Origin of the sequence: Variovorax frigidus (assembly GCF_051216515.1) — a bacterium.
In the GTDB taxonomy this organism is placed as follows: domain Bacteria; phylum Pseudomonadota; class Gammaproteobacteria; order Burkholderiales; family Burkholderiaceae_C; genus Variovorax.
Genome location: NZ_JBPJZF010000002.1, coordinates 609,218 through 635,470 on the forward strand (window position 1 = coordinate 609,218; position 26,253 = coordinate 635,470).

General features: G+C 69.2%; 17 protein-coding genes. 6 read left to right on the top strand and 11 right to left on the bottom strand.

Annotation, left to right across the window (positions count from 1 at the left end):
• Positions 1 to 5: 5 nt before the first annotated feature.
• Genes bcsA through ACSFBC_RS08135 form a run of 4 tightly spaced genes read left to right on the top strand, consistent with a single transcriptional unit; the run spans position 6 to position 9,905 of the window.
• Positions 6 to 2,180 (top strand): UDP-forming cellulose synthase catalytic subunit, encoded by a 2,175-nt coding sequence (bcsA, locus tag ACSFBC_RS08120; RefSeq protein WP_435509793.1) that lies wholly within the window; start codon positions 6 to 8, stop codon positions 2,178 to 2,180.
• Positions 2,180 to 4,456 (top strand): cellulose biosynthesis cyclic di-GMP-binding regulatory protein BcsB, encoded by a 2,277-nt coding sequence (gene bcsB / locus ACSFBC_RS08125; RefSeq protein WP_435509794.1) that lies wholly within the window; start codon positions 2,180 to 2,182, stop codon positions 4,454 to 4,456. The genes bcsA and bcsB overlap by 1 nt, the downstream gene beginning before the upstream one ends.
• Complete coding sequence (bcsZ, locus tag ACSFBC_RS08130) at positions 4,453 to 5,631, top strand: cellulose synthase complex periplasmic endoglucanase BcsZ (RefSeq protein ID WP_435509795.1); 1,179 nt, start codon at positions 4,453 to 4,455, stop codon at positions 5,629 to 5,631. Before bcsB ends, bcsZ begins: the two co-directional genes overlap by 4 nt.
• Complete coding sequence (locus ACSFBC_RS08135; RefSeq protein ID WP_435509796.1) at positions 5,607 to 9,905, top strand: cellulose biosynthesis protein BcsC; 4,299 nt, start codon at positions 5,607 to 5,609, stop codon at positions 9,903 to 9,905. Before bcsZ ends, ACSFBC_RS08135 begins: the two co-directional genes overlap by 25 nt.
• Positions 9,906 to 9,921: 16 nt before the next feature.
• Here ACSFBC_RS08135 and ACSFBC_RS08140 read toward each other — a convergent pair whose 3' ends face one another.
• The 4 genes from ACSFBC_RS08140 to ACSFBC_RS08155 form a co-directional block, all read right to left on the bottom strand.
• Entirely contained in the window at positions 9,922 to 11,574 is a 1,653-nt protein-coding gene (locus ACSFBC_RS08140; RefSeq protein ID WP_435509797.1) for a putative bifunctional diguanylate cyclase/phosphodiesterase, read from the bottom strand.
• A 105-nt stretch (positions 11,575 to 11,679) separates the two neighbouring features.
• Positions 11,680 to 13,137, bottom strand: coding sequence for a sensor domain-containing diguanylate cyclase (locus ACSFBC_RS08145; protein ID WP_435509798.1), 1,458 nt, complete (start codon positions 13,135 to 13,137; stop codon positions 11,680 to 11,682).
• Between the two features lie 17 nt (positions 13,138 to 13,154).
• Positions 13,155 to 14,411, bottom strand: a complete 1,257-nt coding sequence (locus tag ACSFBC_RS08150; protein WP_435509799.1) for a cation:proton antiporter — start codon at positions 14,409 to 14,411, stop codon at positions 13,155 to 13,157.
• Positions 14,412 to 14,469: 58 nt separating this feature from the next.
• Complete coding sequence (locus ACSFBC_RS08155; RefSeq protein ID WP_435509800.1) at positions 14,470 to 15,390, bottom strand: SDR family oxidoreductase; 921 nt, start codon at positions 15,388 to 15,390, stop codon at positions 14,470 to 14,472.
• Positions 15,391 to 15,430: 40 nt separating this feature from the next.
• Here ACSFBC_RS08155 and ACSFBC_RS08160 point away from each other — a divergent pair, with 40 nt between their 5' ends.
• The gene (locus ACSFBC_RS08160) at positions 15,431 to 16,495 is read left to right on the top strand and encodes a CDP-6-deoxy-delta-3,4-glucoseen reductase (protein ID WP_435509801.1); all 1,065 of its coding nucleotides are present in this window, start codon (positions 15,431 to 15,433) and stop codon (positions 16,493 to 16,495) included.
• 47 nt (positions 16,496 to 16,542) lie between these two features.
• A complete protein-coding gene (locus ACSFBC_RS08165; RefSeq protein WP_435509802.1) occupies positions 16,543 to 17,514 on the top strand; it encodes a Bug family tripartite tricarboxylate transporter substrate binding protein in 972 nt (323 codons plus the stop codon).
• Between the two features lie 212 nt (positions 17,515 to 17,726).
• Here ACSFBC_RS08165 and ACSFBC_RS08170 read toward each other — a convergent pair whose 3' ends face one another.
• The 7 genes from ACSFBC_RS08170 to ACSFBC_RS08200 form a co-directional block, all read right to left on the bottom strand.
• Positions 17,727 to 18,491, bottom strand: a complete 765-nt coding sequence (locus tag ACSFBC_RS08170; RefSeq protein WP_435509803.1) for an ABC transporter ATP-binding protein — start codon at positions 18,489 to 18,491, stop codon at positions 17,727 to 17,729.
• A gap of 131 nt (positions 18,492 to 18,622) precedes the next feature.
• Complete coding sequence (locus tag ACSFBC_RS08175; protein ID WP_435509804.1) at positions 18,623 to 19,393, bottom strand: ABC transporter ATP-binding protein; 771 nt, start codon at positions 19,391 to 19,393, stop codon at positions 18,623 to 18,625.
• An 18-nt stretch (positions 19,394 to 19,411) separates the two neighbouring features.
• Positions 19,412 to 20,590 (bottom strand): branched-chain amino acid ABC transporter permease, encoded by a 1,179-nt coding sequence (locus ACSFBC_RS08180; RefSeq protein ID WP_435509805.1) that lies wholly within the window; start codon positions 20,588 to 20,590, stop codon positions 19,412 to 19,414.
• A gap of 12 nt (positions 20,591 to 20,602) precedes the next feature.
• A complete protein-coding gene (locus tag ACSFBC_RS08185) occupies positions 20,603 to 21,532 on the bottom strand; it encodes a branched-chain amino acid ABC transporter permease (RefSeq protein WP_183024582.1) in 930 nt (309 codons plus the stop codon).
• A gap of 242 nt (positions 21,533 to 21,774) precedes the next feature.
• Positions 21,775 to 23,067, bottom strand: coding sequence for a replication-associated recombination protein A (locus ACSFBC_RS08190; protein WP_435509806.1), 1,293 nt, complete (start codon positions 23,065 to 23,067; stop codon positions 21,775 to 21,777).
• Between the two features lie 60 nt (positions 23,068 to 23,127).
• A complete protein-coding gene (gene lolA, locus ACSFBC_RS08195) occupies positions 23,128 to 23,772 on the bottom strand; it encodes an outer membrane lipoprotein periplasmic chaperone LolA (protein WP_475544556.1) in 645 nt (214 codons plus the stop codon).
• Between the two features lie 10 nt (positions 23,773 to 23,782).
• A complete protein-coding gene (locus ACSFBC_RS08200) occupies positions 23,783 to 26,161 on the bottom strand; it encodes a DNA translocase FtsK (RefSeq protein ID WP_435509807.1) in 2,379 nt (792 codons plus the stop codon).
• Between the last annotated feature and the right edge of the window lie 92 nt (positions 26,162 to 26,253).

The window sequence follows — 26,253 nt, forward strand, 5'->3', positions numbered from 1 at the left end:
CCCGCATGACCTCTCCCGCCGAAACCCACGCCGACGACACGCTGCTCGGCCGCCACCCCCTGCTGCGCGCGGCGGCCTGGCTCGTCACCGGCCTGCTGCTGGTCGCGCTGATCATCACGCCGCTGAGCCTGCAGCAGCAGCTCACGCTGTCGGTCGCGATCTTCGTCGCGGCACTGGTGATCAACCGCTTCGCCGGGCGCTTCGGCTCGCTGGCGATGATCTTCCTGTCGGTGGTGGTGTCGTCGCGCTACATGTACTGGCGCCTGACCGAGACCCTGGTCATGGACAACCCGCTCGACCTGGTGCTGGGCTTCGGGCTGCTGGTGGCCGAGGTCTACGCCTTCGTGGTGCTGCTGCTGGGCTACGTGCAGACCGCCTGGCCGCTGGAACGCAAGCCGGTGCCCATGCCGGACGACGTCGACCAGTGGCCCACGGTCGACCTGTTCATTCCCACCTACAACGAGTCGCTGTCGGTGGTGCGGGCCACGGTGCTGGCCGCGCAGTCGATCGACTGGCCGCGCGACAAGCTCAAGATCTTCGTGCTCGACGACGGCCGCCGCGAGGAGTTCCGGGTGTTCTGCGACGCCGTGGGCGTGACCCACGTCACACGCGACAACAACCGCCACGCCAAGGCCGGCAACATCAACGCCGCGCTGAAGAACACCAGCGGCGAGTTCATCGCGATCTTCGACTGCGACCACATCCCCACGCGCTCCTTCCTGCAGGTCGCGATGGGCTGGTTCGGCAAGGACCCGAAGCTGGGCATGGTGCAGACGCCGCACTATTTCTTCTCGGCCGACCCGTTCGAGAAGAACCTCGGCACCTTCGGCACCGTGCCCAACGAGGGCGAGCTGTTCTACGGCCTGATCCAGGACGGCAACGACCTCTGGAACGCCACCTTCTTCTGCGGCTCCTGCGCGGTGCTGCGCCGCACGATCTGCGAAGAGGTCGGCGGCATCGCGGTCGAGACCGTGACCGAGGACGCGCACACCGCCCTCAAGATGCACCGCCTGGGCTACAACACCGCCTACCTCGCGCTGCCGCAGGCCGCGGGCCTGGCGACCGAAAGCCTCTCGGGCCACGTGGGCCAGCGCATCCGCTGGGCGCGCGGCATGGCACAGATCTTCCGCATCGACAACCCGCTGTTCGGCCGCGGCCTGAAATGGGCGCAGCGCCTGTGCTACGTCAACGCGATGCTGCACTTCCTGTACGGGCTGCCGCGGCTGATCTACCTGACCGCCCCGCTGGCCTACCTGTTCTTCGGCGCCAGCGTGATCCACGCCTCGGCCTCGATGATCTTCGCCTACGCGCTGCCGCACATCTTCCACGCCAACCTGACCAACAGCCGGATCCAGGGGCGCTTCCGCTACCTGTTCTGGAACGAGGTGTACGAGGCGGTGCTGGCCTGGTACATCTTCCGCCCGACGCTGGTGGCGCTGATCAACCCCAAGCTCGGCAGCTTCAACGTGACGGCCAAGGGCGGCCTGATCGAGAAGGAATACTTCGACACCACCATCGCCAAGGCCAGCCTGTTCCTGCTGGCGCTCAACTTCCTCGGCGTGGCCGCGGGTCTGTGGCGCCTGAGCTGGGTCGACTCGGACAACATCGCCACCGTCTGGCTCAACCTGGCCTGGACCTTCTACAACCTGGTGATCCTCGGCGCCTGCGTGGCCGCGGCCAACGAGACGCGCCAGCTGCGCAACGCACACCGCATCGCGCTGCAGATCCCGGCCACGCTGTACTTCGCCGACGGCCACTCGATGCGCTGCGAGACCTACGACTTCTCCACCGGCGGCCTGGGCCTGGACCTGCCCACCGAGGTGACGGCCGAGGCCGAGGCGGCCGTGACGGTCGCGCTGTTCCGCGGCGACACCGAGTTCCGCTTCCCGGCCCATGTGCGCTTCAACCGCGGCAAGCGCCTGGGCCTGCAGTTCGACCCGCTGAGCTTCGACCAGGAGCGCGCGCTGGTCCAGTGCACCACGGCCCGCGCCGACATCTGGGCCGCGCGCTGGGGCAACCACCCGCGCGCCGCGGTGCACCGCGTGATCGGCCACATCGCGCGCATCAGCGCGATCGGCTTCAAGGACATGTTCGCCCACTACTACCGCGCGGGGCTGCAGAAGCTGCGCCCCGCACCCCGCCAGCCGCAACCCGTCGCCGGCGCCAAGGAACCCACCTGATGATGCAGGCCGCTCCCCTTTCTTCCCGTCCCGCTTCGCCGGCCTGGCCGCGCGCCGGCGCGGTCATGCTGGCCCTGCTGGCCTGGGCCGGCGGCGCCGCCGACCCGGCACTGGCGCAAGCGCGCCCCCTCGCGACGGCGACGCCGGCCGAGGGCATGCAGCGCGAGTTCAACCTGACCCAGCTGGGCCTCAACTACGCGGTCGAGTTGCGCGGCGTGAGCGGCACGGTCGGCATCCCGTTCAGCGTGCGCGCCGACGAGCTGGTCACCAGCGCCGCGCTGCGGCTGAACTACGCCTATTCGCCCGCGTTGATCCCCGAGCTGTCGCACCTCAAGGTCAGCGTGAACGACGTGCTGATCGCCACGCTGGCGCTGCCGCGCGAAGGCGCCGGCAAGTCGCAGACGGCCGACATCCAGATCGACCGCCGCCTGGTGACCGACTTCAACCGGATCAACGTCGAACTCGTCGGCCACTACACGCGCGAATGCGAAGACCCGCAGCACAGCAGCCTGTGGGCCAAGGTCGATGCCTCGAGCACGCTGCGGCTCAGCGTCACGCCGCTCAAGACCGCGAGCGATCTCGCGGTGCTGCCGCAGCCCTTCTTCGACCGGCGCGACGTGCGCCGCGCCCACATTCCCTTCGTGTTCGGCGGCACCCCTTCGTCGACCACGCTCGAGGTCGCGGGCATCGTGTCGTCCTGGTTCGGCGCGCTGGCGGGCTACCGCGGCGCGACCTTCCCGGTGGCCAGCGACGCGCTGCCCGCGGGCAACGCCGTGGTCTTCGCCACGCCCGAGACCGCCATCGCGGGCCTCACGCTGCCGGCCATCACCGGACCCACGGTGACGGTGGTCGACCACCCGCAGGACGCCACGCGCAAGCTGCTGCTGGTGATGGGCCGCAACGCTGTGGAGCTGCGCAGCGCCGCCACCGCGCTGACGCTCAACGCGCGTGCCTTCAGCGGCGCCAGCGCGACCATTGCCAGCCTGCAGGAGACGCCCGCGCGCAAGCCCTACGATGCGCCGCGCTGGATCGCCAGCGACCGGCCGGTGCAGTTGGGCGAGCTCACGCAGCCCGCCGACCTCAACGTGAGCGGCTACACGCCCGACGTGGTCAAGGTCAACCTGCAGATGCCGCCCGACCTGTTCACCTGGCGCTCGCGCGGCATTCCGCTCGACCTGCAGTACCGCTACACGCCGCGGGTGCGCAACGACCAGTCGACGCTGAACCTGAGCGTCGACGACAACTTCATCGGGTCGCTGCCGCTGCGCACCGCGAACCCCGGCGGCGAGCGCTGGTGGAATCCGCTGGCGATCAAGGTGATGGCCGACGGCACCGCCAGCCAGCGCCGCGAGGTGCTGCTGCCGCCGCTGGCGCTGGGCTCGCGCAGCCAGCTGCGCATGCACTACTACTTCCAGCCCGCGGCGGGCAACTGCCAGACGCTGCTGGACAACGTGCGCGGCGCGATCGACCCGACCTCGACCCTCGACATCTCGTCCTTCCCGCACTACATGGCGATGCCCGAACTCGCGGCCTATGCCAACAGCGGCTTCCCCTTCAGCCGGCTGGCCGACCTGGCCGAGACCGCGGTGGTCCTGCCCGACCAGCCCGGAACCGTCGACACCGAGACCTACCTGGCGCTGCTCGGCCAGATCGGCAACGCGACCGGCTACCCCGCGCTGCGCGTGGCGGTAGGCCGGGCGGCCAACGTGTCGCAGTGGGCCGACAAGGACCTGCTGGTGATCGGCGACCTGAAGAACCAGCCGCTGTTCACCCAGTGGGCCGATCGCATGCCGTTGCGGCGCAAGGCCGAGGCGCAGACCTTCGTGCTCGGCCGCTGGATCGAGGACAACCTGCACCTGATCACCGGCACGCGCCAGCGCGAGGACCTGCCCGACACCACGCAGATGACGGTGGCCGAGGACGGCAGCGACGCCGTGCTGGCCGGCTTCGAATCGCCGCTGCGCGCCGGGCGCAGCGTGGTCGCGGTGGTCAGCAACGCGGCCTCGCAGCCCGCGCTGCTCAACGCGCTGATGACGCCCGAGCTGCTGCAGCGCGTGCAGGGCAGCACCGCCATCGTGCGCGGCGCGCAGGTCCACAGCGTGCTGACCGGCGACAGCTACTACGTGGGCCAGTTGCCGCCGCTCGCCTGGCTGCAATGGAACCTCTCGCGCAGCCCGCTGGGGCTGGCCGGCGCGGCGATCCTGCTGGCGCTGCTGGGCGCGGCCGCGGCCTGTGCGAGCCTGCGATTGGTCGCGCGCAAGAGGCTGCGGCCATGATGCAGCGACGCCGCGCACTCGCCGCCCTCGCGCTGCTGCCGACGGGGGCCGCGCTGCCGGCGCTGGCGCAGTCGTCGCTCGGCGGCTGCATGCCCCTGGACGACTGGCGCAGCTTCGCCGCGCGCCATATCCAGCCCGACGGCCGCGTGATCGACTTCGACACGCCGCAGCAGCAATCGACTTCCGAAGGCCAGTCCTACGCGCTGTTCTTCGCGCTGGTGCACGACGACCGGCGCCGCTTCGAACGCGTGCTGGCCTGGACCGAGACCAACCTCTGCGGCGGCAGCCTCGCGCAGCACCTGCCGGCCTGGCAATGGGGCCGCAAGACCGAAGGCGGCTGGGGCGTGATCGACCCGAATCCGGCCTCCGATGCCGACCTGTGGATCGCCTATGCGCTGCTCGAAGCGGCCCGGCTGTGGGACGTGCCCGCCTGGCGCACGCTCGGCCTGACGCTGCTCGCGCTGGTCGAGCGCGAGGAAGTGATCGTCCTGCCCGGCCTGGGCCGCATGCTGCTGCCCTGGAGCCGCGCCGTGGCCAGCGGCCCGGTGTGGCGGCTCAACCCCAGCTACCTGCCGCTGCAGTTGCTGCGCCGCTTCCAGCAGGAGAAGCCGACCGGCCCGTGGAAGGAGATCGCCGACAACACGGTGCGCATGATCGTCGACACCTCGCCCCAAGGCTTCACGCCCGACTGGTGCGCCTGGTCGACCGAGCAGAAGGCCTTCGTCGCCGACCCCGACAAGGGCACGGTCGGCAGCTACGACGCGATCCGCGTCTACCTCTGGGTCGGCATGCTGCATCCGCAGGAGCCGGCGCGCGCGGCGCTGCTGAAATCGCTCTACGGCCCGCGCCGGGTGATCGAGCGGCCGCAGGCGCCGCCCGAGTACGTGGACACCGCCGCCGGCACCGTGCGCGGCACCGGCCCCGCCGGCTTCAGCGGCGCGCTGCTGCCCTACCTCAAGGCGCAGGGCGCCAGCGCCGCGCTCACCGCCCAGCAGGCGCGCATCCCGGTCGACCTCGGCGGCACCGCCGCGTCGCCGGCGGCGCCCCTTCCCTATTACGAACGCATGTTGCTGTTGTTCGGACAAGGCTGGCTCGATGGCCGCTACGCCTTCAGCCGCACCGGACAGCTGCAACCCCAATGGAGACCCGCATGCCCTTCCACCCGAACCGCATGAAGCGCGGCGCCTTGCCAACGACAGGCGCGCCGGGGACACACCACCCCACCACCAGCCAGTGGATGGCCTGCCTGGGCCTGGTCGGCGCGCTGTGCGCCAGCGGCACGCTGCACGCGCAGAGCGACGCCAGCGCCGCCCTGGTCGAACAGGGCAACTACTGGCAAAGCCTGGGCCGCGCCGACCTGGCCGAGGAAAGCTGGCGCAAGCTGCTGCGCGTGGACCCGAACGCGGCCGATGCGCTCTACGGCATGGCGCAGGTCGAGCTCTCGCGCAGCAAGGCCGATGCAGCCCGCGAATGGATCGCGCGTCTGCGCACCGCACATCCGACCGACGCGCGCCTGGCGCGCTTCCAGCAGCAGGCGCAGCAGCCCGGCGGACCGCAGACCGACCTGCAGCGCGCGCGCACCGCCGCGCAGGCCGGCCGCACGTCCGAAGCGATCCAGCTCTACCGCACGCTGTTCGACAACAAGCCGCCGCCGGAGCCGCTGGCGGTCGAGTACTACCAGCTGCTGGGCGGCACGCCGCAGGGCTGGGACGACGGCCGCAAGGGGCTCGAGCAGCTGGTGCGCGACAAGCCTGACAACCTCAGCTACAAGCTGGCGCTCGCGCAGCTGCAGACCTACCGCGAGCCCTCGCGCCGCGACGGCATCCGCACGCTGGCCGATCTGTCGAAGCGCCCCGGCGTCGGCACCGGCGCGCGCGCCGCCTGGCGCCAGGCGCTGATCTGGCTCGACGCCCGTGAAGCCGACGCCCCGCTCTACCAGGCCTACCTCGACGGCCAGAGCGACCCGGCCGTCTCGGCGCGGCTGGAGAGCCTGGGCAAGGCGCAGGCCTCGGCCACACCGGCCACGCCGGCCTCACCCGCTGCCCAGCCGCTGGGCGAAGGCTTCAAGGCGCTCGACCGCGGCGACCAGGCCACGGCCGAGGCGCGCTTCCAGCAGGCGCTGCGGCTGCAACCCGGCGACCCGGAAGCGCTCGGCGGCCTGGGCCTGATCCGGCTGCGCCAGGAGCGCTTCGCGCAGGCCCAGGACTACCTCGAGCAGGCCAGCCGCAGCGGTGGCCGCAAGTGGGCCTCGGCGCTGCAGAGCGCCAGCTACTGGAACCTGATCGGCCAGGCCAACAACGCGCGCGACAAGAACGACACCGCGGCCGCGCAGGCGCTGCTCGAGCGCGCGGTGCAGCTCGACGCGCGCGAACCCGTGGGCCAGATCGCGCTGGCCGACATCCGGCTCGCGCAGGGCGAGCTCGCCGCGGCCGAACAGGGCTACAAGCGCGTGTATGACGCCAAGCCCGGCGATGCCCAGGCCATCCGCGGCCTGATCACCGTCTACACCCGGCAGGGCCGCGCCGACGAGGCGCTCGCGCTGTCGCAGAAGCTCACGCCCGAACAGGCGGCGCAGATCGGCGGCCTGCAGAACGTGCGCGTCGAGCAGGCGCGCGCCCAGGCCCGCCAGCAGGGCGAGGCCGGCGACGCCGCGGGCGCACAGCGCACGCTGGAAGACGCGATGCTGGTGAATCCCGACAGCCCCTGGGTCCGGCTCGACCTGGCCAACCTCTACCGCAAGCAGGGCCTGATGCCCCAGGCCCGCGGCGTGATGGACGGTCTGCTGATGTCGCAGCCCGACATGCCCGACGCGCTGTACGCGAGCGCGCTGCTGGCCTCCGACGCCGGCGACCCGGTGGCCGGCCTCCAGTACCTCGAGCGCGTGCCGGCCGCCACCCGCACCCGCGACATGACCCAGCTGCAGCGCAAGCTGTGGGCGCAAGGCCAGACGCAGCAGGCGCTGGCGCTCGCGCGCCAGGGCCAGACCGCGGTCGCACGCACGCTGCTCTCGCAGACCGAAGCCACGCTCGGCCGCGAGATCCCGGCCGACATCTGGGGCGATCTCGCCACCGCCTACGCCGAGGTCGGCGACGCGCCGCGCGCGCTGGCCATGAGCCGGCAACTGCTCGCGCGCGGCCCGAACCCGAGCATCGGCGACCGGCTGCTCTATGCGTCGATCCTCATGAAGACGCAGCAGGACGTCGAGCTGACCGCCGTGCTGCGCCAGCTGCAGGCCACGCAGATGACGGCCGCCCAGCGCACCGACTTCGACAACCTGCGCACCGCCTGGAGCGTGCGTCAGGCCGATGCGCTGCGCGAAGCCGGCAACCTCGAAGCCGCCTACAACGCGCTGGCGCCGATGCTGGCCGAACGCGCGTCCGACGTGGCCGTGACGGGCGCGCTGGCCCGGCTCTATTCCGCCGCGCGCGACGAACGCCAGGCACTGGGCCTCTACCAGCGCATGCTGCAGCGCAGCCCGACCGACCTCGACACCTTGCTGGCCGCGGCCGCCAGCGCCAGCGCGCTCAAGGAACACGGCGATGCCGAGACCTATGTGCTGGCCGCGCTCAAGCAGGCGCCCGACCAGTCGCGCACGCTGGCCGCCACCGGCCGCGTCTACCGCAACGCCGGCGACAACGCCCGCGCCGAGCAGTACCTGCGCGCCGCCGTCATGGCCGAGAACCGGCTGGCCAGCGGCCAGGCCCGTTCACCGGTGCCGGGCAGCGTGAACGCGCCCGCCGCCAACCCCTTCGCCGGCATGACCGGCGGTGCGCCCTCGGCTGCCGCGGTGCTGAGCGGCCAGGCGGTCGCGGCGCCGCAGCCAATCGCATTCCAGGGCGGCCAGTTGCCCCCGCTCGCTGCGCAAGGCTACGCCGGCCCACCCGCCACCTACGGCAACGTCAATGCGCCCGGCGGCACCGCCGGCCTGCCCTGGAGCGAACCCGCGAGCACGGCCCGCGCGCCGGCCGCGGGCCGCACCGCGACCACGGCCAGCGCCAACAACGGCACCGCGCGCCGCACCACGGCCGGCGCGGCCGCCGCGCCCGCGTTGCGCAACGCCCCGATCAACCCGCCGGCCGCGCCCTTCTATCCGCTGCCCGCGGTGGCCGGCAGCGCGCAGGCCGGCGGCTACGCCTTGCCGCCGCCGCAGCGCGGCCAGCCGCTGATCAACGAAGGCGACTGGAACGGCGCGCTGCGCAACAGCTCGCAGCCGCTCGACCCGCTGCGCTCCGAACTGCAGGCGCTCGAGACCGAGCACGCCACCACGATCACCGCCGGCACCGTCTACCGCAACCGGGCGGGCGAAGCCGGCCTGAGCCAGCTGGCCGACCTGCAGGTGCCGGTGCAGGCCCGCATCCCGGTGGGCAGCGGCAAGATCGTGGTCACCGCGACGCCGACCGTGATCGATGCGGGCCGCGTCCAGCCCGACTATTCCTCGCTGAGCCGCTACGGCGAAGGGCCGCTGGGCGCCTTGGCGCAGACACAGGGCTATGCCGCGCCGCCAGGCTCGCAGAACGCGAGCGGCGTGGGCCTGAGCGTGGGCTACGAGAGCAAGACCCTCAATGCGAGCATCGGCACCACGCCGCTGGGCTTCGAGGAAACCAACGTGATAGGCAACCTCGGCTACACGGCCGCGCTGACCGACACCTTCTCGCTCAAGGGCAACCTCACGCGCCAGCCGATCACCGACAGCCAGCTGTCCTTCGCCGGCACCAAGGACACGCTCAGCGGTGAACGCCGCGGCGGCGTGGTGGCCACGGGCGGGCGCATCGACGCCACGCGCGACGACGGCACCTACGGCCTCTACGGCTACGGCTCGTACCACGTGCTCACCGGCACCAACGTCGAGGACAACAACCGCACCGAACTCGGCGGCGGGCTCTACATGCACATCCTGCGCGGCAGCGGCTCGACGCTGACCGCCGGCCTGAACCTGGGCGTGATGGCCTACGACAAGAACCTGAGCTACTTCACCTTCGGCCACGGCGGCTACTTCAGCCCGCAGCGCTATGTGAGCGTGGCCTTCCCGGTGGACTGGAGCGGGCGCAGCAACCGCCTGTCGTGGCGCGTCAACGCCTCGCTGGGCGTGCAGTCCTTCACGCAGGACGATGCGCCCTACTTCCCGACCGATGCGCTGCGCCAGCGCGCGGCCTACGTGGCGGCTGCCGCGGCCAAGGAGCTGAACCTCACCAGCAGCAACTTCACCGGCATGTATGCGGGCGAGAGCCACACCGGCTTCGCCTACAACTTCGCCGGCATGCTCGAGTACCAGCTCGCACCGCAGCTCTACCTGGGCGGTGCCCTGGGGCTGAGCAATGCGCAGAACTACCGGCAACTGACCGGCAGCATCTACCTGCGCTACCTGTTCGGCGGTTCGAACTTCCTGGGCAATGCGTCGGCGACGCCGAGCTTCAGCCCGCTGAACTCGCCCTACACGCCGCTGCTGTAGGGCGGGGCGGGCCCGCTCAGGCGCAGTCGGGCGCGCGGCCCCAGAGCGGCGCGCGCTCGTAGTCGGCGATCCAGGCCGGCACCAGCGCCGGCGCCATCGGCTTGGCAATGCCGTAGCCCTGGCCCAGCGTGCAACCCAGCGCCATCAGGGCGCGGCCGTGGGCCACCGACTCCACGCCCTCGGCGATGGCCTTGCGCCCCAGGCCGCGCGCCAGCAGCAGGATGCCCCTGACGATGGCCTGGTCCTCGGCGTTGTCGATCACGCCGTTGACGAAGGACTGGTCGAGCTTGAGCGCCGCGACCGGCAGGCGGCGCAGGTAGGTGAGCGACGAATAGCCGGTGCCGAAATCGTCCATCGCGACCGGCACCCCCAGCACCTTGCAGGCCTCGATGAAGACCGCCACGGTGGCGAAGTCCTTGATCGCGGTGGTCTCGAGGATTTCGAGCTCCAGCACACCGGGGTGCAGTTGCGGATGGCGCGCCAGATGCTCGGCCAGCCGTTCGATGAAGTCGGGCCGCTGCATGTGGCGCGGACTGATGTTGACGCTGACCGAGGTGTTGACGCCCGCCACCTGCCATTCGGCGGCCTGGCGCAGCGCCTCGCCGATGGCCCAGTCACCCAGTTGCTCGATGAGTTCGTGGTCCTCGACCAGCGGAATGAAATCGGCCGGCTGCAGCGCGCCGTGCTTCGGGTGCTGCCAGCGGATCAGCCCCTCGAAGCCGATCACGCGGCCGCAGCGCATGTCCACCTTGGGCTGGTAGGCCAGCCAGAATTCGTTGCGGGCGACGCCTTCGACGATCTCGCGCCGCAGCTCCAGGCCCTCCTGCTCGTCCAGCGCCTGGCCGGCATCGAAGAAATGCAGCTGGCCGCCGCCGGCGCGTTTGGCGAAGAAGACCGCATGCTGCGCATGCTGGAGCATGACCTCGGTGGGTTGCTCGGTGTCGGCCATGAGTGCCACGCCGACGCTGGCCTGCAGCCGGGCCGAACGGTTCTGCAGCCGGTACGGATGCGCCAGCCGCGCCAGCACCTGCTGGATCAGGTCTTCGCATTGCAGCCGGCTGCCGAGCGCCACGACCAGCGCGAATTCGTCGCCACCCACGCGCGCCACGATGGCGTCGTGCGGCAACGCGGCCTTGAGCCGGCGTGCCACCTCGCGCAGGATCGTGTCGCCGCCCATCGGGCCAAACTGGTCGTTGATGTCGCGAAAGCGGTCGATGTCCAGATAGCACACGGCCAGCAGGTGGCCGTCGTCGAGGTGCAGGCGCTGGCGCAATTCCTCGATCTGCGGAATGCGGTTGGGCAGCCGGGTCAGCGCGTCGTGGCGCGCCAGCAGATCGAGTCGCTGGGACCGCACGCTGCGGCTCGCCGGACCGAAGCTCCAGAGCACGCAACGATCGTCCATGCGCTCGCCGCGCATGTCGACCACCAGGCTGCCGCCCTCGTGCGTGTGCAGCACGAAATGGCGCGCCTCTGCCACGCCGCGTGCCGGCACGAGCAATTCGGCGGACAAGGCGCTTTCCTCGCCGTGCTGCAATCCATGCAGGTCGGAGAAAGGCAGGTCGGTGAGCGAACCCTGCGGATAGCCCAGCAATTCGTGTGCGTCTTCGTCCGCCCAGAGGACCTGCCCGTCGCAGATCTTCAGATGGCCGGCAAGCAGACGGGTGGGCATGGCAGAGACACGAGGTGCGGCAGAGAAGAGGAAAAAATCAAAACAGTGGGACGACGGACAGGGCTGATTGTTGACTCGAACCGATGCAGAAGTGCAGGCTGCATTTCAACGACGACGTTCCACACCATGCGCATCGTAGTGCACCGCCTTGGCCCGGTACATCGCCTGGTCGGCGCGCAGCAATGCGCTTTCGAGCGTGTCGCCGAACGCGCAGGTCGCCATGCCGATCGCCAGGCTCAGCGAATGGCCGCTGCGCCCCGCATAGAACTGGTTGTTGAGGTCGACCATGGACAGGATGCGTTCGCAGGTCACCTGCGCGCCGCGCTCGTCGGTGGCCGGCAGCAGCACCGCGAACTCGTCGCCGCCGACGCGTGCCGGCCAGGCCGGCGCCTCCACCGCCTTGCCCAGCACCTCGCCGACGCGGCGCAGCAGGGCATCGCCGGCCGCATGGCCGGACTCGTCGTTGACCTGCTTCAAGCCGTTGAGGTCGATCGACAGCACCGACACCGGCCACGGGCCCTTGCGCGTCAGGCGGTTGAGCTCCTCTGTGTAGAAGGTGCGGTTGCGCAAACTCGTGAGCACGTCGTGCTTGCCGAGGTACTCGAGATAGGCCTCGGCCTTCTTGCGTGCCGTGATGTCCATCAGCGAGACCAGCACCAGATCCCATTCGGCGAGGTGGTCCTCGAGCACGCTGAACTGCATGTGGATGTTGATCAGTTCGCCGTTGAGCGAGTAGTTGATCACCTCGCGGTGCTGCAGCGTCTTGCCGGCCCAGAGGTCCTGCAGCTGTTCGGCGAAGGAGTCCTGCATCTCGTCGCGGAACACGCGCGGGATGTTCTCCAGCAGCGTCTTCCGGCTGTCGGCGCCGAACATGCGCAGCGTCTCGCGGTTGACGTCGATGACGCGGATCTCCTGCATGCAGCGCGTGACGAACTCGGGGTGCACCTTGAGGAAGGTGTTGAAGTCGGTGATGCCGCGCGCGCGGATGTCGTCGAGCAGTCGCTTCACCGCGCTGAAGTCCTCCACCCACAGCGACACCGGCGAATGATCGAACAGGCCGCTCGCATACTGCGAGCTCTGAGCGCGTTCGCGCTCCGCGGTCACGCGCGCCGTGATGTCGTCGAGCGAGACCAGCACCCGGTCCCAGGTGTGCTCGTGGCCCGGCAGCACGCGCACGCGCAGCTGCACGTCGAGCCGGCGGCCGTCGAGCGCGTAGTTGACGGTCTGGTTCTCGACCAGCAGTTCGCCGCGCCACAGCTGCTCGAGCTCGTAGATCACGCCGTCGGCCATGTCGCCGCGGAAGACCCGGCCGAGGTTGGCCAGCAGCTCCTCCTGGTCGGCGGCGGCGAACACCCGCAGCGTGGTCTCGTTCACGCGCAGCACCTTGAGCGCCGCCATGCAGGCGCCGACGCGCTGCGGGTCGGCCTTCAGGTAGGCGGCCAGATCCTCGACGCCCTCGGCGCGCCAGCGATCGAACAGCTGCCTCAGCCCACTGTAGTCCTCCAGCCATAGCGACACCGGCGCCACGTCGAACATGGATTCGAAATCGGTCGAGAGAGACATGTCTTCTTTCGGAGGCTTCAGACCGGCGCGCGATCGGCCAGCGGCGGCCGGCGAACGCGCGTGACCCAGTTGAATATCGGGGTGGCCATGAGCGTGCTGAGGATCGCCATCAGCACCAGGATCGAGAACAGGCCCGGCAGGATCACGCCGGCCTGCAGGCCGATGTTGATGATGATGAGCTCCATCAGCCCGCGCGCGTTCATGAGGGCGCCGATGGCCATGGCGTCGCGGTTGTTCTCGCCCGAGACACGCGCCGCGGCCCAGCAGGCCAGGCCCTTGCCGCAGAACGAGGCGGCCAGGATCGCCGCGGCGGCCACCAGAATGCCCGGCTCCATCAGCACCGCCATGCGGGTGTTGAGGCCGGAGTACGTGAAGAACATCGGCAGCAGGAAGATCACGACGAAGGGCTGCAATTGCGCGCGCAGCTTCTCGGTCAGCGCGCCGCGCGGCAGCACGACGCCCAGCAGGAAACCACCGAAGACCGCATGGATGCCGATCGCGTCCATCGCGAAGGCGCTCAGCGCGAACAGCACCAGCACCGTGGCGAGCACGGTCGAACTCAGCGGTGCATCGGGCCGCACATGGGCGGCCAGGCGCTTGAGCAGGCGCGAGCCCACGAAGATCATGAAGAGCGCATACAGCACGCCGCCGCCGATCGCGGCATAGGCGCCGCCCCAGGCACCGCCGAAACTCGCGAGCACGATGGCCAGGATGCACCAGGCGGCCGCATCGTCGACCGCACCGGCCGTGAGCGCCAAGGTGCCCAGCGAGGTGCCGGCCAGCCCGCGCTCGTGGATGATGCGCGCGAGCATCGGGAAGGCGGTGATGGCGATCGCGGCGCCCAGGAACAGCGCCGCCTCGAGCGGCTTCGCCTTGGCCGCGAACAGGCCCGGGATGGTCAGCAGCCAGGGAATCAGCGCGAAGGCCAGCACGAAGGGCACAAGGATGCCCGCGGCCGACACCGACGCGGCACTGCGGAATCGGCTTTTGAAATGGTCGGCCCGGAACTCGGTGCCGACCAGGAACATGTACATGCCCACGCCCAGCTGCCCGCCGACGTAGAGCATGCCCAGCGTCTCCTTGGGAAACAGCGCGCGCTGCAGTTCGGGAAAGGCCAGCCCGAGCAGCGAGGGGCCGAGCGCCACCCCGGCGATCATCTCGCCCACCACCTGCGGCTGGCCCAGCTTCTGCGCCAGCCGGCCCACCAGTTGGCAGACGGTGATGATGACAGCCACCTGCAGGAAGAAGTAGACGGAAAGCTGGGTGGTGGGCATCAGGGTTCTAACGCTGTTGTGGGTGAAAGACGTCCGCCAGCGATTATGGGTGCCACATTCAAGAATCGGGCCGCAGTCCGGTGGCCACCATCGCATGGCGCAGGCGCACCTTCAGTTCGCGCCGCAACCGGCTGTTGTCCAGCCGCCGCGATTCGCCCATGAAGCTCAGCAGCGAGGCCGGCAGCTGTTCCCGGGCGGCCTCGCGCGCGATGCGCGGCGGGCGCGGCAGGCCGTAGAGGTCGGCCGCCAGGTCGAAGTAGTCGCCCATCTTCAGTTCGGTGTCGTCGCTGGCATGGAAGGCCCGCTGCGTGCCGCCGCGCCACAGGGCGGCCACGCAGATGCGCGCCAGGTCGTCGGCATGGATGTGGTTGGTGTAGACGTCGTCCTCGCTGCGCAGCACCGGCGTGCCCTTCTGCAGCCGCTCGTGCGGCGTGCCGCCGACCCGGTCGGGCGCATAGATGCCCGGGATGCGCAGGATGCGCGTGGCCACGCCCGCGCGGCCGAGCCAGCGCACCGAACGCTCGGCATCGACGCGGCGCTGGGCGCGCGCGGTGCCGGGCCGCAGCGCACGGGTCTCGTCGATGCGCGCCCCGCCGCAGTCGCCATAGACGCCGCTGGTCGAGCCGTAGACCAGCGCATCGGGCAGCGCGCGCAGGCGCAGCGCGCGCATCAGCGCCAGGGTGCGCGGATCGCGCGTGCCCGAAGTGGTCGGCGGCGGCGCCAGATGCAGCACCCGCGTGCCCAGGCCGGCCAGCCGGCGCAGGCCCTGCGGCGCGTCCAGATCGGCCACCAGCGGGCGCACGCCGGCGGCCCGCAGCGCGGGCACGCGCTCGGCCGAAGAGGTCAGCGCGATCAGCTGGACGCGGCCGCGCAGCAGGGCCGCGGCACGCAGCCCGACGTCGCCACAACCGACGATCAGGATGCGTTGTCGGCGGAAGCGCGCAGGCAGCGCGCCGGGAGGGTTGTTGATTGAGGGCAAAATCCGGGCTTCCGCGTAGAGACGAGCTCCAAGAATACCCATGACCAGCGCATCGCCGCACGATACCGGCTTCCAGATCACCGTCGAGCCCAGTGGACGCCAGTTCGTGGCCCAGAGCGACGAAACCATCCTTGCGGCCGGCATCCGCCAGGGCATCGGCCTGCCCTATGGCTGCAAGGACGGCGCCTGTGGCTCCTGCAAGTGCCGCAAGCTCTCGGGCGAGGTCACGCACGGCCCGCACCAGAGCAAGGCGCTGAGCGCCGAGGAGGAGCTGGCCGGCTTCGTGCTGACCTGCTGTGCCCGGCCGACCAGCGACGTGATGCTCGAGTCGCGCCAGGTGACCGAAGCCGGCGCCTTCCCGATCCGCAAGATGCCCTCGCGCGTGCTGTCGCTGGGCAAGCAGTCGCACGACGTGATGCTGGTGCGCCTGCAATTGCCGGCCGGTGAGCCGATGCAGTTCCACGCGGGCCAGTACGTCGAGTTCATCCTGCGCGACGGCGCGCGGCGCAGCTACTCGATGGCCAACGCGCCGCACACGCTGGCCGTGCCCGGCACCGGCATCGAGCTGCACATCCGCCATCTGCCCGGCGGCAAGTTCACCGACCACGTGTTCGGCGCCATGAAGGAAAAGGAAATCCTTCGCATCGAAGGGCCCTATGGCAGCTTCTTCCTGCGCGAGGATTCGGACAAGCCGATCGTGCTGCTGGCCTCGGGCACCGGCTTCGCGCCGATCAAGGCGCTGATCGAACACATGCAGCACAAGGGCATCGAACGGCCCGCCACGCTGTACTGGGGCGGCCGCCGGCCCGAAGACCTCTACATGGACGCCTGGATCCGCGAGCAGGCCGCGGCCATGCCGCATCTGCGCTACGTGCCGGTGGTGTCGAATGCCGTGCCCGAGGACAACTGGACCGGCCGCACCGGCTTCGTCCACCGCGCGGTGCTGGAGGACTTCCCCGATCTGTCGGGCCACCAGGTCTATGCCTGCGGCGCGCCGATCGTGGTCGATTCGGCCAAGCGCGACTACGTGGCCCAGGCCGCGTTGCCGGAAGAAGAATTCTTCGCCGACGCCTTCACCACCGAAGCCGACAAGGCCCAGCCCTGAGCCGGGCCGCGCACTCGCATCGACCCGAGACAAGGACAACCGACACCATGAACACCCGACATTTCCTGTGCACCCTGCTCGCCGGCGCCGCCGCGCTGAGCGCCTTCCACGCGGGTGCGCAGCAGCGCCCGATCCGCCTGATCGTCCCGTATGCCGCCGGCGGCCCGATCGACGTCACGGCGCGCGTGCTGGCCGAGCGCGTCAAGGACTCGCTGGGCACGGTGATCATCGACAACAAGCCCGGCGCGGGCGGCAACATCGGCGCCGACGCGGTGGCCAAGGCCGCGCCGGACGGTCTGACGATCGGCATCGCCGCCACCGCCACGAACGCGGTGAACCCCTGGCTCTACAGCAAGATGCCCTTCAACGCGGCGACCGACTTCGCGCCCGTCACGCAGATGGTGCGCGTGCCCAACGTGCTGGTGATGAACGCCGACACCGCGCAGCGCCTGAAGATCCACACCGTGCCCGAACTGATCGCCTACGCCAAGGCCAACCCCGGCAAGCTCAACTACGGCAGCGGCGGCAACGGCAGCGCGGGCCATCTGGCCGGCGAGATGTTCAAGCAGCAGGCCGGCATCTTTGCGGTGCACATCCCCTACAACGGCGGCAACCCGGCGCAATTGGCCCTGCTGTCGGGCCAGGTCGACTTCAACTTCGACAACCTCGCGACCGCGGCGCCGAACATCCGCTCGGGCAAGCTCAAGGCCATCGCCGTGACAACCGCGCAGCCCAGCCCTTCGCTGCCCGGCGTGCCCGCGGTGGCGGCCACGCTGCCGGGCTTCGCGATCGACACCTGGTGGGGCCTGGTGGCCCCGGCCGGCACGCCGCACGACGTGCTGGCCAAGCTCAACCAGGCCTTCGTCGCCGCGCTGAACTCGCCCGAGACCAAGACCCGCTTCTCCAACCTGCTGGCCGAGCCGGTGTCGAACACGCCCGAGCAGTTCGGGGCGTTCATGAAGAGCGAGCTGGCGAAGTACGAGAAGGTCGTCAAGGCCACAGGCGCCAAGGTCGACTGAGCGAGCGCTTTTGTGAAACACCGCGGAACCGGCTTTGCCGGGCAGCTGGTGTTGCCCCCGGTAGGGGGTTGGCGAAGCGACACGAAGTGCGCGAAGCCTGGGGGCGAGCCATCTTCTCACCGCGGAACTGGCTTTGCCAGGCCGCCGGTGCCGCCCCCGGTAGGGGGTGGGAGCGCTACACGAAGTGAGCGCGACCTGGGGGCGAGCAACATCTACTCACCGAGGTAGGCGGCGCGGACTTTGGGGTCGTCGAGCATGATCTTGGCGTCGCCGCTCATGGTGATCAGGCCCGACTCCATCACGTAGCCGCGGTCGGCGATCTGCAGCGCGCGGCTCGCGTTCTGCTCGACCAGCAGCACGGTCACGCCCTGGTCGTAGACGTTCTTCACCACCTCGAAGATCTTGTCGACCATGATGGGCGACAGGCCCATCGAGGGCTCGTCGAGCAGCAGCACCTTGGGGCGCGCCATCAGCGCGCGGCCCATGGCGAGCATCTGCTGCTCGCCGCCCGACATGGTGCCGGCCAGCTGGTCCTTGCGTTCGCGCAGCCGCGGGAAGATCGTGAACATGCGTTCGATGTCGGCGGCGATGCCGCCCTTGTCGTCGCGGATGTAGGCGCCGATCTGCAGGTTCTCGGTGATCGTCATGCGCGTGAACACGCCGCGGCCTTCGGGCACCATCACCAGGCCCTCGCCCACCAGATCCCAGGCGCCGCGGCCCTTGATGCTGCGGCCCAGGAATTCGATGTCGCCGTCGAGGAAGGGCAGCGTGGCCGTGATGGCCTTCATGGTGGTGGTCTTGCCGGCGCCGTTGGAGCCGATGAGCGAGACCAGCTCGCCCTCGTGCACCTCGAAGTCCACGCCCTTCACGGCCTGGATGCCGCCATACGCCACCTTGAGGCCGCTGACCTTCAGAAGCACCTTGCCCGCGGGCTTGGCGGTGGCCGGCACCACCAACGGAGAAATCGTTTCGTTCATCACTTGGCTTCCAGCGTCATGTCTGTTTCAGGAATACCGCGGAACCGGCTTTGCCGGGCCGCTGGTATTGCCCCCGGCAGGGGGTGCGGAGCGCTACACGCAGTGAGCGCGACCTGGGGGCGAGCCATCGATCAATGGCCTCCGGTGCCGAGGTAGGCCTCGATCACCTTTTCGTTCTTCTGCACTTCGGCCGGCGTGCCCTCGGCGATCTGCTTGCCGTAGTCGAGCACGGTGAGCCGGTCGCACAGGCCCATCACCAGCTTCACGTCGTGCTCGATCAAGAGGATGGTGCGGTTGTCCTTGCGGATGCGGCTGATGAGTTCGCGCAGCATGACCTTCTCGGTGGCGTTCATGCCCGCGGCCGGTTCGTCGAGCGCGATGAGCTGCGGGTCGGTCGCCAGGGCGCGTGCGATCTCTAGCCGGCGCTGGTCGCCGTAGCTGAGCGTGCGCGCCTTGTAGTCGGCGAACTTGCCGATGCCCACGTAGTCGAGCAGTTCCTGCGCGCGGTGCGCGATGGCGGCCTCCTCGGCCTTGAAGCCCGAGGTGCGCAGGATCGCGCCGATCACGCCCGAATGGGTGCGCACGTGGCGCCCGACCATCACGTTCTCCAGCGCGGTCATGTCGGCGAACAGCCGGATGTTCTGGAAAGTGCGCGCGATCCCGGCCTTGGCCACCTCGTGCACCGCCGAAGGCTGGTAGGGCTTGCCGGCCAGCTCGAAGGTCCCGCTGTCGGGCGTGTAGAGCCCGGTGATCACGTTGAAGAAGGTGGTCTTGCCGGCGCCGTTCGGGCCGATCAGGCCGTAGACCTGGCCGCGCTGGATCTTGATGCCCACATCGGACAGCGCCTGCAGGCCGCCGAAGCGCTTGGAGATGCCGCGGACCTCGAGGATGGTTTCAGTCATTTCGGGTTTCCTGCCATCTCAAGGATTGATCGACATCGGGCGCGACGGCGAACCGGGCACCGCATCGGCCGGGCTGTCGACGCCCGGGGCCTCGATCGGCGTGGCCGGCGTGGCATCGCTGCCCTTGCGCTTGAGCGACTTGCCATGGTCGGGCGACGGCCAGAGGCCGCGCGGGCGCACCAGCATGATGACGATCATGGCCAGCGCGATGAAGAGCTGGCGCAGGATCGACGCGTCGAGCCGGCCGTCGGTCATGGCCTGCAGCGGGCCGGCCACGTAGCGCAGCACCTCCGGCAGCGCGGCCAGCAGCACCGCGCCCAGGATCACGCCCGGCAGGTGGCCGATGCCGCCCAGCACCACCATCGCGACGATCATCACCGACTCCATCAGGCTGAAGGACTCGGGCGACACGAAGCTCTGGAAGGCCGCGAACATCGCGCCCGACATGCCGCCGAAACTCGCGCCCATGCCGAAGGCCAGCAGCTTGAGATTGCGGGTGTTGATGCCCATGGCCTTGGCAGCGATCTCGTCCTCGCGGATCGCCATCCAGGCCCGGCCGACGCGCGAGAACTGCAGCCGGTGCGAAATGATCACCGTGAGGATCACCAGCGCCAGGAACAGGTAGTAGTAGAGCGATACCGAGGAGATCGTGTAGTCGCCCAGCTTCAGGGGCTTGCCGAGGTTCAGCCCCCAGAAATGCACCGGGTCGATCGCATCGAGGCCCTTGGGACCGTTGGTGACGTTGTACGGATGGTCGAGCGTGTTGAGAAACACGCGGATGATCTCGCCGAAGCCGAGCGTGACGATCGCCAGGTAGTCACCGCGCAGCCGCAGCGTCGGGGCGCCCAGCAGCACGCCGAACACGCCCGCCAGCCCGAGCGCCAACGGAATCACGATCAGCAGCGAGGTGTGCAGCCCGTTCGGGAACATCGCCTTGAAGGCCGGGAAGGTCTCGGTCAGGTGCGGCGAGCCCATCAACGCGTAGAGGTACGCCCCGATGGCGAAGAAGGCCACGTAGCCCAGGTCGAGCAGGCCGGCATAGCCGACGACGATGTTCAGGCCCAGCGCCAGCAGCACGTACAGCAGCGCGACGTCGACGATGCGCACCCAGGCATTGCCCTGTGTCTGCAGCAGCAGCGGCAGCGCCAGCAGCGCGATCGCCGCGAAGAGGAAGACGATGAGGTTCTTGCTTTTCATGATGGCTGTTCCTCAGGCTCGGTCCGCCACGCGCTCGCCCAGCAGGCCCGAGGGCCGCACGGTCAGCGTCAGGATCAGGATGACGAAAGCAAAGATGTCGCTGTGCTGGCTGCCCAGCACGCCGCCGGTGACGGTGCCCAGGTAGCCCGCGCCGATGGCCTCGATCAGGCCCAGCAGGATGCCGCCGACCACCGCGCCGGCCAGGTTGCCGATGCCGCCGAAGACCGCGGCCGTGAAGGCCTTGAGGCCCGGGCCGAAGCCCATGGCGTGCTGCGCGATGCCGTAGTTGGAGGCGTACATCACGCCGGCGATGGCCGCCAGCACGGCGCCGATGATGAAGGTCGCCGAGATCACCATGTCGGGCCGGATGCCCATCAGCGCGGCGACGCGCGGATTCTCGGCCGTGGCCCGCATCGCGCGGCCCAGCTTGGTGTAGTTCACCACCCAGGTCAGGATCGCGAGCGAGACCGCGGTCACGACCAGGATCATGATCTGCGTGGGCGAGATGGACGCCCCGGCCACGACGATCGACTCGCTGGGCAGCAGCGTCGGATAGGCCTTGTTGGTGGGACGCCAGATGATCATGGCCAGCGTCTGCAGCAGGATCGACATGCCGATGGCGGTGATCAGCGGCGCCAGCTTGGGGCTGTTGCGCAGGGGCCGGTAGGCCACCTTCTCGATCACGAAGTTGAGCGTGGCGGCCACCACGCAGGCGATGATCAGCGCGATCAGCAGCATGAGCCAACCGGGGAGCCATGGCATCGACTCCCGCATCATGCCGATGATGGTCCAGCTGGTCAGCGCGCCGACCATCAGGACTTCGCCATGCGCAAAGTTGATCAGGTTGATGATGCCGTACACCATGGTGTAGCCCAGGGCTATCAAGGCATACATGCTGCCGAGGACCAGACCGTTGATGATCTGCTGCAGCAATATTTCCATAACGAGCAACCCTATGTGATGGCACCTTTGAACGGTGCTTTCGCTTCACGGTGACCCCGGATGGGTCCCGTGGCTTCCTCTAGCAAAAAACCCGCCAACAGGCAGCGCCCGACGGGTTTGGCCGGATTGTAGTCACGGGTTTGAACCGAATCGACGCCCCTGTGCCCGGTGCTTTACCCATTGACTTCGGGGTGTTCACAAAGATCATTGGCGCGTTTTGCGCCCCGCGGGAGGTGCGGCGCTCAGCTGTCGGCGTCGGTGTTGCGCCTCTGCAGGTTGCGCAACTTCTCCGCGATGCGGATTTCCAGCCCGCGCTCTACCGGGCGGTAGAAGCCGGGCGCTGCCATGCCGTCGGGCAGGTAGGTTTCGCCCGCGGCGAAGCCGTCTTCCTCGTCGTGCGCGTAGCGGTAGCCCTTGCCGTAGTCGAGCTCCTTCATGAGCTTGGTCGGCGCATTGCGCAGGTGCATGGGCACCGGCCGGGTGCCGTCCTTCTTGATGAAGGCCTTGACCTCGTTGTAGGCCTTGTAGACCGCGTTGGACTTGGGCGCCACCGCGAGGTAGATCACGCACTCGGCCAGTGCCAGCTCGCCTTCGGGCGTGCCCAGCCGCTCGTAGACCTCGGCCGCATCGAGCGCCAGACGCAGCGCACGTGGGTCGGCCAGACCGATGTCCTCGCTCGCCATCCGCACCAGACGGCGCGCCATGTAGCGCGGGTCGGCACCACCGTCGAGCATCCGGACGAACCAATACAGCGCGGCATCGGGATCGCTGCCGCGCACCGACTTGTGCAGCGCGCTGATGGTGTCGTAGAACTGTTCGCCGCCCTTGTCGTAACGACGCATGCGCTCGCCGAGCACACGCAGCAGCCACTCGTCGGTGATCTGCGCGAGCTTCTCCGCACCCGCGGCGACCGCCAGCGTCTCGAGCGTGTTGAGCAGCCGGCGCGCGTCGCCGTCGGCATAGGCCACGAGACGGTCGATGGCGTTCTCCTCGATCGCCGGCACCGCGTCGATGGCCTGGGCCTTGGCAACGATCTGTTTCAGGTCTTGCTCTTCGAGCGACTGCAGCACATACACGGCCGCCCGAGACAGCAGCGCCGAGTTGACCTCGAAGGAAGGGTTCTCGGTCGTGGCACCGATGAAGGTGAACAGGCCCGACTCCACATGCGGCAGGAAGGCGTCCTGCTGGCTCTTGTTGAAGCGGTGCACCTCGTCGACGAAGACGATGGTGCGGCGCTGCTCCAGGCCGTCGCGCGCCACGGTGGCACGCTCGACCGCCTCGCGGATGTCCTTCACGCCGCCGAGCACCGCGCTGATGCTCAGGAACTGGGCGTCGAAGGCATCCGCCATCAGGCGCGCAATGGTGGTCTTGCCGGTGCCGGGCGGGCCCCAGAGGATGCAGGAATGCGGCTGGCCGGATTCGAAGGCGATGCGCAGCGGCATGCCCGGGCCCAGCAGATGCTGCTGGCCGATCACCTCGGCCAGGGTCTTGGGACGCAGCCGTTCGGCGAGAGGAGGCAGGGAGGAAATGGCCATGGCAGGGTCAGCATTCTCGCCGTGGCGGCCCGGCCCTGGCCACCGCAGCGCAGTGCCCGTTCAGGGCTTGAGGACGTCGGCGCCGGCCGGCGCCTTGAAGGCGAAGCTGCCTGCGGGCAAGGCGGGATTCACCTCGACCTTGCTGAACTTGAGCACCGAGCGCTGGCCGAAGCTGTCCTGGATCTCGAGCGCCGCCAGCGCGTCGCCCTGGAAGCCGACCTGGATGCCCTGCAACTGGCCATCCTTGGCCTTGGGCGTGGCCTTGACCCACTGCAGGCCGTCGCGCTCGGGCGCCGATTCCAGCGTGAAATCGGCCTGCAGCGAACGCAGATCGGGCGCGGCCGCGATCAGCGCGGCAGGGGTCGAGCCCAGGGCCTGCGCCTGCGCGCGCTGCGTGACCTGGTTCAGGTCGGCGTCGTAGAGCCAGAGGGTCTTCCCGTCGGCCACGATGGTTTGCGCAAAGGGCTTCTGGTAGTCGAACTTGAACTGGCCGGGGCGCTGGAACGCGAAGGTGCCGGTGGACACCTTGGCGCGCGAGGGCTCGCCCTGCCTTTGGGGCGCCGTCACGGTCTGCGTGAACTCGGCCCGACCGGACTTCACGTTCTTCACGAAGGCTTCGAGGCTTTCCATGCCCCCGGCCCAGACGCTCATCGCCGCGCCCGCCATGCCGAGACCGATCACCGACTTCTTCCAAGACAACAACATTCCGCTCCGTTCACTCGGTGCGCGCAGGCACCAGGATTTCGCGCTGGCCCGCACCGCTCATGGCGCTGACCAACCCGGCTTTTTCCATGTCCTCGACCAACCGCGCCGCGCGGTTGTAGCCGATCTTCAGGTGGCGCTGCACCAGCGAGATGCTGGCCTTGCGGTTCTTGAGCACGACCTCGACCGCCTGGTCGTACATCGGGTCCTTCTCGGCATCGCCACCTTCACCCAGTAGATCGCCGTCGCCGTCGACGGTTCCCCCTTCGAGCACGCCCTCGATGTAGTCGGGCTCGCCCTGGCTCTTGAGGTAGGCCACCACGCGGTGCACTTCCTCGTCGCTCACGAACGCACCATGCACGCGAATCGGCAAGCCCGTACCGCTCGGCATGTAAAGCATGTCACCCATGCCCAGCAGCGCTTCTGCACCCATCTGGTCGAGGATGGTGCGGCTGTCGATCTTGCTCGAGACCTGGAACGCGATGCGGGTCGGGATGTTGGCCTTGATCAGGCCGGTGATCACGTCCACGCTGGGCCGCTGGGTGGCCAGGATCAGGTGGATGCCGGCGGCGCGCGCCTTCTGCGCCAGACGCGCGATCAGCTCTTCGATCTTCTTGCCGACCACCATCATCAGGTCGGCGAGTTCGTCGATCACCACCACGATGTGCGGTTCGCGCTTGAGCGGCTCCGGATCGTCGGGCGTGAGGCTGAAGGGGTTGTAGATGAACTCCTCGCGCGCCTTGGCTTCGTCGATCTTCACGTTGTAGCCGGCCAGGTTGCGCACGCCGAGCTTGCTCATGAGCTTGTAGCGGCGCTCCATCTCGGCCACGCACCAGGTCAGGCCGTGGGCCGCCTGGCGCATGTCGGTCACCACCGGTGCCAGCAGGTGCGGGATGCCTTCGTAGACCGACATCTCGAGCATCTTCGGGTCGATCATAAGCAGGCGCACGTCGCGCGCCTCGGCCTTGTAGAGCAGGCTCAGGATCATCGCGTTGATGCCCACCGACTTGCCGGAGCCGGTGGTGCCGGCGACCAGCACGTGCGGCATCTTGGCCAGGTCGGCCACCACCGGGTTGCCGATGATGTCCTTGCCCAGGCCCATGGTCAGGAAGGACTTGCCCTCGTTGTAGACCTGCGAGCCCAGGATCTCGCTGAGCTTGATCGATTGCCGCTTGGCATTGGGCAACTCGAGCGCCATGTAGTTCTTGCCCGGGATGGTCTCGACCACGCGGATCGACACCAGCGACAGCGAGCGCGCCAGGTCCTTGGCCAGGCCGACGATCTGAGAGCCCTTGACGCCGGTGGCCGGCTCGATCTCGTAGCGCGTGATCACCGGGCCCGGCGAGGCCAGCACCACGCGCACCTCGACGCCGAAGTCCTTGAGCTTCTTCTCGATCATCCGCGAGGTCATCTCGAGCGTGTCGCTGGAGACGGTTTCCTGGCGCAACTGCGCCGCGTCGAGCAGGTCGACCTGCGGCAGCTTGCTGTCGGGCAGCTCGCGGAACAGGGGCTTCTGCCGCTCCTTGGCCACGCGCTCGCTCTTGGGCAGTTCGGCCAGCGCGGGCTCGATCTGCACCGGCGGCGACGCGGGACGGCGGCGCGGCTTCTGCTCGGCCGCCTCGTCGAGCATGGGCTCGCCCGACCGGGGATCGTCCAGGGAACCGACTTCTTCGCGCTCGCGCGCGGCCTGGCGGCCCAGCTTGATGTCTTCGGCGATCTCGCGTTTCTCGCGGCGCGACTCGAACAGCGAATAGACCCGCTCGCCGATGCGCTCGGCGATATGGCTCCACGAGAAACGGAAGACCAGCGCCGAACCGATCACGCCGGCCGCGATCGCGATCAGCGCCGAACCGGTGAAGCCCATCCACTTCACGCTCATCGGGCCGACGAAATAGCCGAGCACCCCGCCGCCGTGGCCCGGCAGGCGGAATTCGAGGCGATAGAGGCGCGACCATTCGAGCATCGCGCTGGCGCACAGCAGCAGCACCAGGCCGAACCAGAAGGCCAGGCGGCTGCGGTTGAAGCGACCCAGGGGCGCGGGCGGCGGCCCGCCACCGGCCTCGCCGCCGCGCAGCCAGCCGGCGAGCGAGGACAGCCAGACCCGCAGGCCCGCGGCCAGGCACCACCAGACCGAATAGCCGGCCAGGAAGTAGCTGCCGTCGGCCACCCAGGCCCCGATGCGCCCGCCCCAGTTCTTGACCTCGCCGCCGGTACCCGACGTGGACCAGGCCGCATCGGAGGGCGTGAAGCTGAGCATGGCGATGAGCCAGAAGAGCAGCACGACGAAGCCCGCGATCAGCGTGATCTCATGTGCGAAGCGCATGGCGCGCAGGCGAACCGGCGGCGGCTCACCGGAAGTCGAGGACTGGAGTGTGTTCAGCGAATAGGTCATGGATGGCGCAACGCCCCGTCGGCGAAAAGAATCCGCGGGCGCATGGAGCCTACAACGGAAAACGCCACGGCCCGAGCGGGAGCGTGGCGGTT